Origin of the sequence: Bacteroides sp. BFG-606 (assembly GCF_024788145.1) — a bacterium.
GTDB classification, from domain to species: domain Bacteria; phylum Bacteroidota; class Bacteroidia; order Bacteroidales; family Bacteroidaceae; genus Bacteroides; species Bacteroides vicugnae.
The window spans coordinates 1,850,481-1,865,401 of record NZ_JANUIL010000001.1 but is presented as its reverse complement, the minus strand read 5'-3'; the positions used below and the strand labels follow the sequence as shown (position 1 = coordinate 1,865,401).

General features: G+C 37.4%; 11 protein-coding genes. 1 reads left to right on the top strand and 10 read right to left on the bottom strand.

The window, feature by feature from the left end; translation table 11 throughout:
• Positions 1-77: 77 nt before the first annotated feature.
• The 9 genes from NXV01_RS06615 to NXV01_RS06575 form a co-directional block, all read right to left on the bottom strand.
• Positions 78-1,094, bottom strand: coding sequence for a DUF2059 domain-containing protein (locus NXV01_RS06615; protein ID WP_148364086.1), 1,017 nt, complete (start codon positions 1,092-1,094; stop codon positions 78-80).
• Positions 1,095-1,298: 204 nt separating this feature from the next.
• Positions 1,299-4,235: a glutaminase family protein gene (locus NXV01_RS06610; RefSeq protein ID WP_259022025.1), complete on the bottom strand. Its 2,937-nt coding sequence runs from the start codon at positions 4,233-4,235 to the stop codon at positions 1,299-1,301.
• A gap of 434 nt (positions 4,236-4,669) precedes the next feature.
• A complete protein-coding gene (locus tag NXV01_RS06605) occupies positions 4,670-6,238 on the bottom strand; it encodes an O-antigen ligase family protein (protein ID WP_217721788.1) in 1,569 nt (522 codons plus the stop codon).
• A 51-nt stretch (positions 6,239-6,289) separates the two neighbouring features.
• Positions 6,290-7,153, bottom strand: a complete 864-nt coding sequence (locus NXV01_RS06600) for a DUF4369 domain-containing protein (RefSeq protein ID WP_254883792.1) — start codon at positions 7,151-7,153, stop codon at positions 6,290-6,292.
• 318 nt (positions 7,154-7,471) lie between these two features.
• Positions 7,472-8,128: a hypothetical protein gene (locus tag NXV01_RS06595; protein ID WP_254883791.1), complete on the bottom strand. Its 657-nt coding sequence runs from the start codon at positions 8,126-8,128 to the stop codon at positions 7,472-7,474.
• A 191-nt stretch (positions 8,129-8,319) separates the two neighbouring features.
• A complete protein-coding gene (locus NXV01_RS06590; RefSeq protein WP_217721787.1) occupies positions 8,320-8,964 on the bottom strand; it encodes a hypothetical protein in 645 nt (214 codons plus the stop codon).
• A gap of 15 nt (positions 8,965-8,979) precedes the next feature.
• A complete protein-coding gene (locus NXV01_RS06585) occupies positions 8,980-9,969 on the bottom strand; it encodes a hypothetical protein (RefSeq protein ID WP_217721786.1) in 990 nt (329 codons plus the stop codon).
• 349 nt (positions 9,970-10,318) lie between these two features.
• Positions 10,319-10,717, bottom strand: a complete 399-nt coding sequence (locus NXV01_RS06580; protein ID WP_217723724.1) for a hypothetical protein — start codon at positions 10,715-10,717, stop codon at positions 10,319-10,321.
• 49 nt (positions 10,718-10,766) lie between these two features.
• Positions 10,767-12,791, bottom strand: coding sequence for a discoidin domain-containing protein (locus NXV01_RS06575; protein WP_217723722.1), 2,025 nt, complete (start codon positions 12,789-12,791; stop codon positions 10,767-10,769).
• 265 nt (positions 12,792-13,056) lie between these two features.
• Between NXV01_RS06575 and NXV01_RS06570 the strand changes: the two genes are divergently transcribed.
• The gene (locus tag NXV01_RS06570) at positions 13,057-13,770 is read left to right on the top strand and encodes a hypothetical protein (RefSeq protein ID WP_259022024.1); all 714 of its coding nucleotides are present in this window, start codon (positions 13,057-13,059) and stop codon (positions 13,768-13,770) included.
• Between the two features lie 275 nt (positions 13,771-14,045).
• Here the strand turns inward: NXV01_RS06570 and NXV01_RS06565 are convergent, their stop codons facing one another.
• Complete coding sequence (locus NXV01_RS06565; RefSeq protein ID WP_259022023.1) at positions 14,046-14,849, bottom strand: hypothetical protein; 804 nt, start codon at positions 14,847-14,849, stop codon at positions 14,046-14,048.
• Between the last annotated feature and the right edge of the window lie 72 nt (positions 14,850-14,921).

The following is a 14,921-nucleotide window of genomic DNA, read 5'->3' as shown; positions in this document are numbered from 1 at the left end:
AAATTTATATCAAAAACAGTAAACGCTCATGTTCATATACCTACTATTATCATTTCAAATTCTGATCATCATTTAAACTAATAATAGATCTTCTTATTTTTCTTACCGAAAGCAACCTGATAATCTTTCACCTTTATATTAAAATATGATTTAGACCTTCCATCGTCATTAGAAGGCAACTGTTCTTTATCCTTTTCATGCGGCAACTCAAGAATATCTATTTCTTTCACACTCTTCTTCAGTTTCGGGAATAGAAGGCTGATATAAATATATTTATGATTAAATCCTTTGACAGCCAACAGCCTACCCATCGGAGCTCCACCATCATATCCTCGTACATTATATTCATCGCCACTTTTCTTATCAACAATCTTAAATCCCGGACTATAATACAACCATTGCCAATCCCAATAAATAGGTTGTATGAATGTCACCTTAGTATCATTCTTTCTCCTTTCAATCGAATATAAAGAAGGACTTGTAGACCTCCCATTCTCATACGCTTTCTCATACACTTCTTCAGGAACTACAACTATACTATCACTAGGAAGCATATAAGCTTGTGCATATAACTCTTTATCACGCTTCTTCTTTTGCTCATATTCCTTCAGCCGTTGTTCATCTCTTTTTACTCGTTCACTTCTCTCCGGCATTACTTCTTTGAACATCTCTGTCTGGAGTTGCTGCACTAACAACGGCATTGCCTCACGCATAACAATCAACGAAGCCTCTTTATATTTTTCACCTACCGGAGATTCATAAAATGCAGCAACAGCTTTCAATTCTTCCAATGTTAAATGCTTCTCATAAATAGGCATATACATTTCAAATATCTTCTTTTCCATCTTCTGTTTCCAATTTTTAGCAAACTCATTCCAATAAGCCTCATTTTCTTTCGGCACATTTAATTTCATTATAGAAGATAATTTCTGGAAAAAGTCATCCGTAGTGGTCGAAGTACCAGAAAAGTCCATAATCTTCTTCAATGTTTCTTTGTACTCAGTCGCATTTGTTTTTTGTGCAGAAGCAGGTAAAATTAAAGTAAACAGCGCAATTATACACATCATTACTTTGGGAAGGAAAATGTTTTTCATAATTATCTAATTTTATTTATGGGATTTATATTGATTCCATGTTTCATCCCGCATTTCTTACAAATATACACATTAAACCAACATCATTCAATAGTATATTACAATCCATAAGGTTACCATTCACGCTCTCTGTAAGGTACAGACAAACAGAACATCCCCCTATTCATCTATAATTATAACATTCAGACACCTATTTTATCAGGATTACTTTGAACAATTCATTTCATCTTTTGAAACGATATTATTATCTTTTACATCTAAAACCGCCTCTAATAATTTTATGAAATAGGCACCCGTTACCGGTCTTCCCCACGATGTGACTCTTGTTTTCTGATTCACCACATTATAAGTGTCTGCCATTGGTACACGCCATTTGTTTTCATTCATATAATTATAAAGCGGAAGAATAAACTCACGAAACATAAGCCGGTCATTTTGCAATGCAGCCGCCCATACAGTCCAATCAGCTTTCGCATAATCAGTTTTACTATGCAACGGACAACCGTAAGTATTCGATTTAGTCCTATAAAAAACAGTCTCCAATTCTACGACTCTATCCGGAAAAACATGAAGGTCAAGAAGTTTATCCCAAATCAAGTTATATTTTTGCCCCCAACTATCCGTCTGATCAAAAGCCAAACGATAATGATCTCCATCTGATGCCAGTTTCTCCCATTCTTCAGCCATTCTTTTTGCTGCTGCCAAATATTTTTCCGCATCTTCCTGCTTACCTAGCATTTTTGCCAGAAGAGCATACGATGCAATACCTAAAATTCCTTTGGCAGACAAATTAGCATTATGAGAATAGCGGCCGGCAAAGCTATCGGTATCAATCTGTTTACCGGTATCAACCCCGTTCTCCACCAAATACCCCGCCCATTTGGAGAGAGTCTCCCAATGAACCTTTGCGTATGATGCATCTTTTTCCGCTTTAGCCATAGCAGCCACCATAATCAGCATATTTCCGGCATGTTCAACCGGTAAATCTCCCCCTTTCGCTTGTCCGTTTACAAACGGATAACCGCCCAAATCATGAGCCGGAAAAGGCTTATTCCATTTACCACTCTCACTATAATAAAAGAAAGGATTCAACATTGCTTTCAGCAGATCGGGATTATAACAAAGAAATAGCGGTGAAGCAGCATAATAAATATCCAGTGAACCCACCAACGTAGTAAAATAGAGCAACTCATCACTCGAATCCTTAGACATCTGGAAAGACGAAACGGCCTGACGATATGCCGAAGCACATAGTTCTGCGTACTCTTTACCACCGACACGGCAAGCATTTTCCATCAATTGCCTGTCAAAAGCATAACACCTTGCCATTGTTTCTTTATATACTTTTTCCGCGTCTTCATATAATCCTTCTATCGTTCTATCTCCGTCCTTATTCCAATAAGGTCGTAGGTCCTCACCGAAATAAGCCATTGTATACAATCCATCGAAAGCCACAATCAGATGTTGAGGAAACTCACTATTCATTTCCAGCTTCTGTGCTATAGCCGCATAACGTTTTTCATTCGACCGACGCATTTCTTTCAAATCACCTTCTTTCATAAAGTGTGCCCGCATCTCTGCCGCGTCCCCTTGTGCACAAGTAGCATTCTCTTTCGCTCCTAAATAGAAATACCCCCAGGCCGGAGCATCTTTCAGCTTATCTACCCATAACTTCTGATTCTCCCGACCGGTCTTCATCATCACCCAACCGTCTTTTTCATACATCTCCGTAGACTGCCCGGCACGAAAGGCTTTATGAGGATCCATTTCAAAATAAATAGCGACATCATGCTCCTTACCGTCCAAGGCTTTAGCCTGATAAGAAATATAATTGACCGGGCGACTTAACAGTTCCAAATCATCCAATAAATAAGGAGCCGTAAACGTCAGTTTCAATTCCACATCTCCACAAGCAAAAATATAATGTGTTTGGGTAGCCTGCACATCCACTGATTTTTGCCCGGCTTCCTTTAGCTCACCATACAACCCGAAATCTGCAAAGGAAGTACCTCCCCAATTCACACAACGGGCAGCAAACAAGGCTTTTCCATCTTTCATTGTTTCCAAGATAGAATCCGGGATCTGCACTTTCACATCGTTGCGTGCCTTCGTTCCTGTACGAACAAGCTCCTTTCCATTAATAAGCAGCTGCATACCGTCATTATACGAATAACGCACAAAAAGTTGTCTGTTTTTCACTAAAGAAGGATCGAATGAGACTTCCCTCCTAATCCATAGCCTATTGGTATTCCAGGGAGTACCAACACTCGGTCCGCCTTCCGTGCCAAAAGCAGCGCTTCCTTGTGCCCATGTGCTATCATTGAAAGCAGCCATTTCCCAACCCTCTTCCGGTTGTTCCGTTGTATATTTCCCAATCCATTCCTTCTCATTAGAAACAGGAGCTATGCCTTCTACCAATATTCCCAGCTCCTCTGCAAATAAGCCGAAATCAATCAATGCACTACCTGTTTTATTCTCACAATGAGCTGCAATAAGGGCTTTCCCTTCCTTCATTGTATTCAAGATAGAATCCGGCAACTCGACTTTTAAATTTGCCGCTGCGCGGTCCGCACTTACGACTAGTTTTCCGTTAATATATAATTGAACTATATCATCATACGAATAACGCAAATATATTTTCTTGTTCTCAAGCAAATATGGATCAATATCCACGATTTCCCTCCGCACCCATATATCAGTTGAAAGCCACTGCGTTCTCGTTTCACGTCTGTCGCGTGTACCGAATGCACCTTCATTTACCTGCCAATATTGATCATTAAAATCCGGTTGCTCCCAGCCTTCATCCGGTCTAAGAGAGGTGTACTTTCCTTCCCAGCTTTCATAATCGTATGCCATTGTTGCAATGGCTTGCATAGGTAGTTCACGTCTACCCATAAAGCGATACATCGTTCCGTCCACCCGCAGGAAACCGACAAAAGGAAGATTTTTCCCATTAGTAAAAATCATATTCTTCTCTGTCAGCTGATCTGTTGTCGACCATAAACGCAGATGCGGGTGGAGCATTAATAGCGGATAAGCAGGTACACGCAGGTCATTTTTAATGGTTTCGTCAGAATAAGGAACACTTTTTGAACAGGCTGCCAACAGGATAGCTAACGAATAAAGGATATACTTTCTCATAATTGTTTTTTGTTACAAATAATATATTGTCAGGCACTTAGTCCTAACTAACTTTCAATTTACAGTTTTGCAGTTAATAATGACTGCTATGGATACAGAGAGATACATATCTGCTCAATTCTTCTCATTCTTGATAGAAAATATCTCGACATATAGTAACTAAAGCACCTTAAACGAACCATAAGGAGAACTATTATAACCAAACAGAGCCTATGTTGGAATCACAAAATAAGCTAAGGTAAGAAGCGTTATAGATATAACATATCCTATCCTTTCTATTTTACTATGCCGAAATAAATAATTAAATACAAACAAAGCAATTACCCAACCAAACACTATTTTAATTAAATCATAATGTTTCTCCAAAGGATTCCAAATATAAAGGTATACATTAAGGAAAAACATTATGAATGTCGCATAATTACATACTATATTCATAATATTAAAAGTTCACACTCCTTTTTGAGTTGATATTTTATCCGTTTGATTAACATTGAATTTACTTTTGCAGGCTTTTCCAGAAGTATCTTTGCCAATTCCGAAGCCTTCTCTGTATTACCTATGCATTTATACAGTTCATACAATTGATAAAGAGGCAAAAAACGACTAGGGCACATATACGAAGCACTCATATAGTATTCTTCAGCCTGTTTATAATCCTTTTTCTCTCTATAAATATCTCCTAATAATAATTCAAGATCATAATCTGCCCAATACTTGCGACACTCCAACGCTACCTTCAAAGCCTTCTCGTATTCTTTGGCTTCCGTGAAAACAGCAGCATAATTATACAGGAAATAAGGATTATCTTCGAATCGGTGTTTCAGACTCACATAGTACGGAAGCGCCTCATCATACGAATGACAAAGAGCTAACTCCGAAGCCTCCTGCCAACTGCGTTCCGACTGTGTACGTGCGCCCAGCCTAACCTGTCCCCAAAAGAAGCCCATCAACGCTGCGGAATATATTATATTCCTGCCCCATGTACCTATCTTTATCCGCTTCAAATAATCAGCAGTCAACATGAGAACGGCAAGAAATGTCACCATCCACGTAAAAGGATACGTAAACGGATAGGAAAAGAAAGAGAATATGCCTATTGATAGCAAAGCATAAAGAGTTATTTTCTTTTCCTGTGTAGGATTTTGCCTATAACAATACACAAGTGCCCCCACAATACCCAAAAGCAAAGCCAATCCGACAATACCGAAATTAATCAGAACTCCCAAATATTCATTAAAAGGCTGCTTTACATTATCCGCTAACATTGCATAGCGATTTTGCGAACCATATTCTTTGAAGTAATCCGCCTGATAGTCCATATATTTAGCCTCGAAACTTCCGACGCCATGCCCCGTCCAAGGAGCATCTTTCACCATTTCCAAGCCACACCGCCAAATCAACAACCGACCATCTGCCGAATCTTTTTTCAACCAATAGGAGCCGATTATTAACAATCCTATCATAGATACCGATAATAAATATCTCCACAATCTCCCATGAACGAATCTTCCACACAAATACATGACACATACCGCAATGACACTTACCATGCCGGATCGCGAATGAGATAAAAATACTGCCAATACCATCACTCCCCCTGCCAGCCATCCGGCATATCGAATATACTTATTTCTATGTATGATCAAAAAAACGACAAAAGGCAATCCGGCACAAAGACAAGCTGCAAATCCTGCCGGATTATCAAAACTACCGGTCACACGGAAGGTTGCATGAGAAGGAAACAAACCTACATATTGCAATATTCCATAAACAGCCTGCAACCAACAACTGGAAACAATGATACTCCCCCATATCGCCATATCCACCACTATGGATTTACGCTGCAATGCCAAAAATGCAGCACACACCAGCATCCATAACAGCACAAACAAAACGCAGCACCATTTAGGCACAATATATGCGTCTGTAAATTGGTGGGAATATACAAACATACTGCCTATACATGCTGCGGCAAACAAAAGATGAAAGAGTCTTATCATTTTTATCTTAGTATTAAATTAAGTTCTCATCCTCCAATACCTTTCAACATTCTATTCATTTTCCGTAGTTGATAATGAATGATTAGGAACAACCTCAATAAAACGAGGCCTTTTAGCATCCAGACTGTCTTTCAAGGCCCTGGCCTTTGCCATATGTTCTTGCAACTCGGTTCTATACTCCCGCCAAGCTAAAAGAATATCGCGTTCTACCTCAGGCATTAAATCGACAACATGCAAGAATCGCGATAAAATAGCCTCATCTCCCGCAGTTTGATTAATAGGGTCTATATACATAGCCAACCAAGATCGGATAACATCGGGATATTGGGCATATTTTTCTCCAAAAAGCAAACAACCTTCTGTGGAACGTATATACGCATCTCGAAACAACGCATTTAAACGTGCATCACTTTTCATCGCTTCCTCTTCCTGCTTGGTTCTCATCAAATAGAGCATCTTGTCTACTTGCTTTTTACATTCGATAATGTACGCATTATAATCATTATTAATAGGAGCACCGGAAACATTCCCCTCACTTCCCCAATCAACAATGCGAAGTTGAATATCCCCCGGTTCTATAACGAAAGAGGTATTATAACGAAACTGTCTACCTTTACTGCAAGAGAGAGAAACCAAAAAAGGTTTCCGCTTGAGCGTTCCTTCGTAATGGAATGTATTACCAACTACCAATATGGTATCTTTAAATGCTTGCTTCATACGTTCAGGTTCTTCAACAAGAGCTGAATGTTCATATAGAAACACATACTCACCATCCAAAGAACGATCTGGAAACTCACCGCTGATTGTGTATCTTTCTTGCCCGTAAAATAGCTGGGCAACAGAAGCAAATACAATAATTAATAATGTCCGTGTATATTTCATTTTCGCATATATTAAATTTATATCTTTTATCATCTTGTTTCTATCTACCTCAACATATTTGCAATGGACGTAACCAGCACCATCGAAATTATAATTATGCACCCAAAATCTTTCTTTTTATTTATAAGTACATCTACAATTTCCCACAATAAAAGAAAAAACCAGGTTGAAAGATAAACGATATGCAGTGTTATATCTCCTATTGGATATTTCCTGTTTATCATTGATAACAATATATATAAGTGTTATTCTTGGTCGACAGCATCTTTTTAATTGACGTCTTATCTTCCCAGATCATAAGATATATTGGTTTTTAGTTACTTACTCAAGATTTCATTGTTTCTCCATTCATCAAGGTACAGATTCTATATACAATTCCGTTTTATCCTTTCCTGTCATAAAATCAATATTCACGCAATAACATAAATAACGCCAAAAGAAGAAAGTGAAAAACATCTGAACATCCCTATCCGTTTCAAAAGCATCTAAACATTGATGTTTGTTGGATTGGATCTTTCCCCAAACGACAGTAAAAGGTAAACTGCCGGTTGCTTCATACGCATTGCATATTTCTTTAAATAAAGGAGATGTAGCCTGTGACAGTTCCTTCTGATAATAAGTTTCTCCATTCAGTTGTTTTTTGAATTCATAGCCACAAATAATATGATAAGGATCGTACCGTTTCCAATTCGTATGAAGTGAATCAATCGGATGCTCATTAGTCTCTACAAAATAGCTACCAAACATATCCGGATAAAGTTTGCCATTAATAACTTTCAAAGCCTCCTTGTCCACATCAATAATATAATGGAATTTATAATGCAGAAAAGCATCCATCATCAACTTTACTGCTTTTCCGTCAGAACTGCCGTAGTTACGTTGCAATGTAGAACGGAAAAAATTAATCATTTCTGTCTCTATAGCAGACACATCGTTTATTGTAGATGCTTTTGTCTGATAAACAAACAACATTATTCCCAGAAGGAATAAAAAAATACTTCTTTTCATATTCTCCTTATTCACATTTTATTGCTTCACTTGTTTTATTGACTCCTACATAAGGTATCCAATCCTCCTACATAAATACTATCACCGAAAAAGCAATTGCTATGCACCATGACGACTGCCACGTCAGGTGACGTGACAACCACAGGTGACTGATCATTAATAGCTATTTCATATCCTATCATATTTTTCCGTTATTGATGATGAAGAATCGGAACAACCTCAATATGCTTTTTGGCATCTCGTTTGTATTTCCTGTTTATGAAATCAATATGGCTTTGTGGTATATTGGCTCCAAAAATATTCCCCCACTTCACAATTGCTTGCGTTTTAGCATTCACAAACATATAATAATGGTAAGTCGTATCCCACAATTTAAACACAACCTCCCATACTTCATAGCCTATTTTAACCTCCCTCATCATCTTACTGACAATGTCTTCATCTATTGTTTGAAAAGGATCTTGTTCAATTGTAAAACGCCAAGTAGAGAATTCACCAATATCAGAATTTCCTCCTTGACTTCCAGCTACTCCCCAATTGGGAACATATGGCGGAAAATTTCTCTTCACATAGCTTTTTATTTGCTTCTTGTTTTTAATCGTTTCCACATAGTGATAATATAGCAGTTTTATTTCATTAGCATTATCTACATAAATGGGAAAATTCCGAAACAGATTTCTAAAATTCATCTCACTTGTTCCAATAGACGGACTTCCATAAGTAAACAAATCCATTTGCGCAGATGGAAGAGTATCACAACGGTTGAATACTTCGTTAGCAGTTGCTGTACCAACTATATTAAAAACGATACTAACTAGAAATAAAACGGTTCGCATAATATACATATTAAATTAGTCTAACGCATTTGCAGAAAAGCCCTCACCACCAACAGCACCAGAATCTTCTCCATACATAGTAAAACTTGAGCCATTCATTGAAATTGTAATTTCTTTTGTACCAACCCCAACTGCATAATTATAAGAGAATGTTCCATTTTTACCATATTCAACCTCCGCTTGTATTTGACCTACCGCATAAAATCCAGGTTTCGAATCATGAGGTGCCTCATATTGAGCATAATCTATTGATTTTGTTCCATCAGGATATCGAGTTCCCGAAACCTGAACATAGTAATATGCAATTGCTCCTACAGTATGATTGGATGCATAACAAACATAAGTAGAGGACATTTTATCATACGAGATTGGATATTTGTCATATCCTGGATCACCACCACGTGTTTTAACAATTTTTCTTGAGAAAGTTTTATTATTGGCCGGTACTTCTATTGTTATATACCGAATATTCGACAATATATCATCATAAACCATCTGTTCATCTGTCACCAAGCACTTAGTTTCAAAATATTCATTCTTATTATACCTCCATTTAATTTTTACTATCTTTAATTGCTCATTAAGATACTCTCTCAAAATATCCATCTTTTTCGTCATATACAAAGATTTTGCATTTACATTGAACATTGAATTAAGTTCCAAAAACGACCATAATTTAAACCTATTAACATTTATAGAATCTCCGTAAATCGGAATAAACATACTATCTGCAATTATTTCTTTGATAGCTTGATGCCCTAATATCGTACTATCTTTTAACAAAGAATACTCTATCATCTCCAAACTACTACATTGTAAAGAGTCCTTTCCTGCACCATTAAACGAATAATTTAAATCATCTTCCCAATTTGTTTGCTCTTTTCCACAACTTAACAGGGTATGCTGATTACCCAATTGCAAGCTTTTAAATTCAGGCTCTTTTTCATATTCCTGACTACATGAAACAAATAACAACAGTACAATTAAATTAAAAATAGCTCTCATTGTTCTCAACTTTTTAATTATTATATCAACAAAAAACATTTTTCAAAAATATATTTACAACATTATTTTTTACCTCAACATATTTGCAATGGACGTAACCAGCGCCATCAAAATTAGAACTATGCACCCAAAATCTTTCTTTTTATTTATAAGTACATCTACTACTTCCCACAATAAAAGGAAAGACCAGGTTGAAAGATAAACGACATTCAGTGTTATATCTCCTATTGGATATTTCCTGTTTATCATTGATAACAATATATATAAGATACACAGTCCTATATAAATGTTATTCTTGGTCAACAGCATCTTTTTAGTTGACGTTTTATCTCCCGGATCATATTCTTTATTAATTCAATTTATTATTAGCAACTTCACGCATCTTCTCAAACACAGCAATAGACGCATCTTTACTTAATTTCAACTTATCAATAATCCTGAATATTTTAGAACATGCTGCCACATATTCCGCAAACTCTTTCGTTTGTTCCACATCTTCGCCCTCACGCATAGCATTCTTCTTTGTCCGATACTTTTTGTATGAATCAAGAAATACAGCATATTCATCCAATGCTACAATAGAATCGACCAATGCACGCTCTCTCTCACTGACGTTAAGATAATCCCATATTCTTGAATCACTCTTCATTTCATCATAATTCTTTGCTAATTTAGCAGAAGAGCCACAACTTGACATAAATAATACACATGCCAATGCCACTCCTGTACAAATATTCTTTTTACTCATAATAAAATATTAAATTGTTAAATATATTACATCCAATCATAAAAACTCTTCATTTCCACACCTGCTTTCCACCCTCATACACAAAAATCCGTTCCTGATTCCCTCGTGTATGATTCTGCAACAACAGCAACGCCCCTTTAGGAACCCTCTTGTAAACCAGCGAATCCAACATCGCCGTTTGCTGTCCTAACGTCCTCCACCCTCTCTTTGTACAATAAGACAACTCATAGTCATCCAACGAACGAACATAATTATCCCGGTTGGCAGGCGTATAGATTATCTTATCTATCACCTTCGACGTGCCTAGGTCTAACCCTGTCCAGCCGCCATAGGGTTCCGTATAATCAAAAGACGTTTCAGTATTACCGTCGAACGCATTCGTATATTCGTGCGAGCCATCCTGTTGATAGCAACCGGGAGTACCAATAATTCTACCGCTTAATGGCAACAGTCCACCCGCTTCATAAAACTCTATTTCCGCCACATTACAGTGCCCCTTTTCCGGTCCTATATATCGGACATACCGACAAGGCGTCAAGGAACGGGAATACGCCATTGTCCGTAACCGTTCGGGTTGCTTTTCTATCAGGAAAAGCACCTCTTTCTGACGAAAATCCGGATCATTGCTTCCTTCAAAAACACCTCCTATCATACGTTTCTGATACTTCTCATCTTGCCACAAAGGATATTTAGCAAACAGCGTTACATCCTGAACACTATCTGACGGAGTAAAAACATGAAATTCACCGGAAACAGTCATTTCAAAAGGGTCAGTCCAAAAACGAAGTCTTCCTCGTTCGTAAGTTGCTATCCGCATGACGGGTTCTATCTGGACATCGCTGAAAGCAAGATGTTCACCATCAAATTCCGCCCATGCCACAGACTCCCAATCCATGCGGCTACTGCCACAAAGATAAGCGATACGCGAACGGGGCTTTCCCGAATAAAGCATAGATGCAGGAATCTCCAGTTTCTTTTTGTATGTCTTTGCATAATCGGCTGTCACATCAACGATATGCGGATCTCGGAAGAAAGGCACAACAGCCGTATCTAAACGTTGCATTTCTGCCTGCATAATACGATTAAGACTGAACGTATTCCGATAAACCTTTATTTTCGAAGCTCCACACATCTTATCCTTACGGACTTCTTTTATCTTATCCGGATACTCCTGAAAATAAAGCGTACCATATTTATCTGTGAACGACACCCACTGATGCCCATCATTTCCACCTCCATGAAGAGGCATAAAATCTATGGCACAAGGAATTCCCAACGCACGACAAACATAAACGACATAATCGGAAAGTTCACGACAACTGCCCGAAACGCTTTGGGCAATCTCCGGCCCTACATGAGGAAGTCCTTGCGGAACCGTAGTTGTAAAAAAGCGGCTACGTTTACGAAGAGAATCGCACAAACAGCGGGCGGCAACAAGCGGATCTTCTATATCAAGAACCGTGGAAGCACGCAATGAATCAAGCAAAGGATTATACTTTCGATAAATATCCTCACGCCAATAGCTTAATGTTTCATCACCAATACGATAAGGAAGAATATACTCGCAAAAATCAGCAAAAGATACATTCTTCCCCCAAGGCTGTTCCTGCCAAACTTTAAATGCCCAGTCGATGTTATTACATAAATAAGCAGAATCGACTGTCACAACGTCTTTGCAATATTGCAAAGAATCTAAAGAGAATGGTCCATACATCCTTCTGATAGAATCTATCATTGCTTGTGGATATACCTTTTTACTTCGTGCTTCTTGCAAGAGAGTAAAAAAGGTGAGGTATTGTTCCAGCAGCTTACCTTTATAATAGGTATAAGATGGCATATTCTCTATCAGGAAACGAGCTGCCTTATATTTCAAGCTATCCGATGGATTGGATTGATAACGATGTAATACTTTCTCAAGTTCAACACGATTTTCTCCAGCCTGTGACAAAGCTGCCTCCAACGGAAGTACAATAGCAGTCTCCTTTTTCTTCTCTTGTGAACAAGAATATAAAAGAGAACCGCCTATAATAACAAAAAGGCAAATAATAGGAATCAGCTTTGTCATTGCTTTCATAATATTATTTTTACACAAAGATACGAGCATAACAAATGCCATTCAAGAGAGCGTTACACTCCTATCCCTGTCATATAGGCATTTATCGGGCATATAGAGCCCTAAAAAAGTCATTTTATATCTAAATTGTAACATTAATATATGAGTTATTATAGTCATCAAACAACTATTTGAGCAAATTATTTCATTTTTTGAACAAAACATTCCATCTAATTGCTGTAAAATCCCTTTCTTTGTTTTTCCTAATTTAAATTATAAACAAGACATGAAAAGCAAGAACAAAAAACAGAGTAGTATATACATAATTACACTGTTTGGAATATTATTGACCACATTCCTTATTTATAGTTGTAGCACCGATGAATACAACTATACAAATGAGACAGCAACAGAAGTAAACTCAATTGCTAAAACACGCAGCTTGGTCTCTCAAACTTGGAATACAGGAAATGTATTGATAGATTCCGTTGCCAATTCAGACGAGTTTTATGAATTTGAAAGATGTAGTGAGCAATTAGCGGACAAGTTCAGTGCTTATACTTCAAAACTAAGTGACGAAGAATATGACAAACTCATGGAAAGTCTGAATGATGATGAGTATATGGAAGATTTCATCAAAAAAGCGAATCTGGAAGAAGAACTCCGACAAATGGATGAAGCTAAAAAAGGCTTGCTTGAGCATACAGTATTCTTAAGATTGAGTGAAGAGGAACGGTTGTCATTATTCAGGCAATATGCCAAAAGTCGTGGGCTAGCAAAAAGAAAGATATTAAAAACACGCAAAGAAGGAAATGGAAACAGTAAATGTGAAGAATTGAGACAAGCAGCATACGAACAAGCTGAAACAGATTATAATAATGCCATAGCCAAATGCAAAGCTGAATCTCCAACTACTTATTGTTATACACAAGCATTAGCCAACTACAGAAGAAATCAAAGAGCAGCTGATAAAGAATACGAAGAATGTATAAAAGAATAATTATATATATATTTCTATATAATGTAATGTGGATTGCCAGTATTGCAATGTGTTATTTAGATCGCTTTATTGACAACATAAACTATACATTTCAAGATTTTCTAATTATTTTCTTTGAGCTCCTTGCACGAACAACATTTGTGGCAGGAGCTATCAGCCTATTTCCACAAGAACCATATTCTAATAAACGAGTATGGTTTTACTATATGATCATGGGTGGGAGTTTGACGATTATTGACACGTTTATACGATTGGTCGGTACCCTACAAAAATTATTATTTTAATTCGTTCTGCAAAAAATTTTCCAAATCCTCCTCTCCAATCCCCAAACGCTTTCGAACACGGGACTTCATTGTACGATAAGTGCCATCACTAATGCAAAATATAGATAAAATTTCCCCTTTCGTTTTACACATTCGAATAAGCACACATAATACAATATCTCGCGGTGTGAGTTGACAACCTTGCCTTCTCAACCAAGCAAATAAATCAGGATCAATCAGATGGCACCCCTCTACTAATAAAAGATAATCTTTAACAGATAATTGAGCGATAGAGCGATTCTCAATAAGTATACGAAGAAAAGAAACGCCTTTCTGTTCTGTTGGAGGATCATCCATTAATTGTTGTATTTTTTGAGCTTGAAGAATGGTTTGTCGACGTTCGTCAGCCAATTTTTGATACAATGCAATGGAGACTTTAATCGTGCCGGCTACCATTACACCAACGACAACCAATACAGGAATAGTATATCCCGACAATACAGGCGCTATATCCAAATGAATTTCTTTCGGCATGATGATATAAATCTGATCTGCCGTAATCAAAACAAAAGCGGCTATAAACTGCCAGTCTATTACTTCAGAAATACCGATACGTTCTCCTTTTACACGGAATGTCCATAGTAATGCCCCCACAAAGAGTGTCAGCCACATCAATAGATGTATAGAAGATGAAAACGCATCAACATACATTTCAGGGAAAAACGCCTGAAATATATAAGCAGCCAACAGAATCGCGCAACAAAGCAAGCCTCCCGACAGTAATTGTTTAAAAGAATAAATAGACTGTTTCATCATTCTCTTTATCTTGTGCTCTTGAATCACAAATATAAGAAAAAAGTATATTTACATCATTAATCGACCTCTATA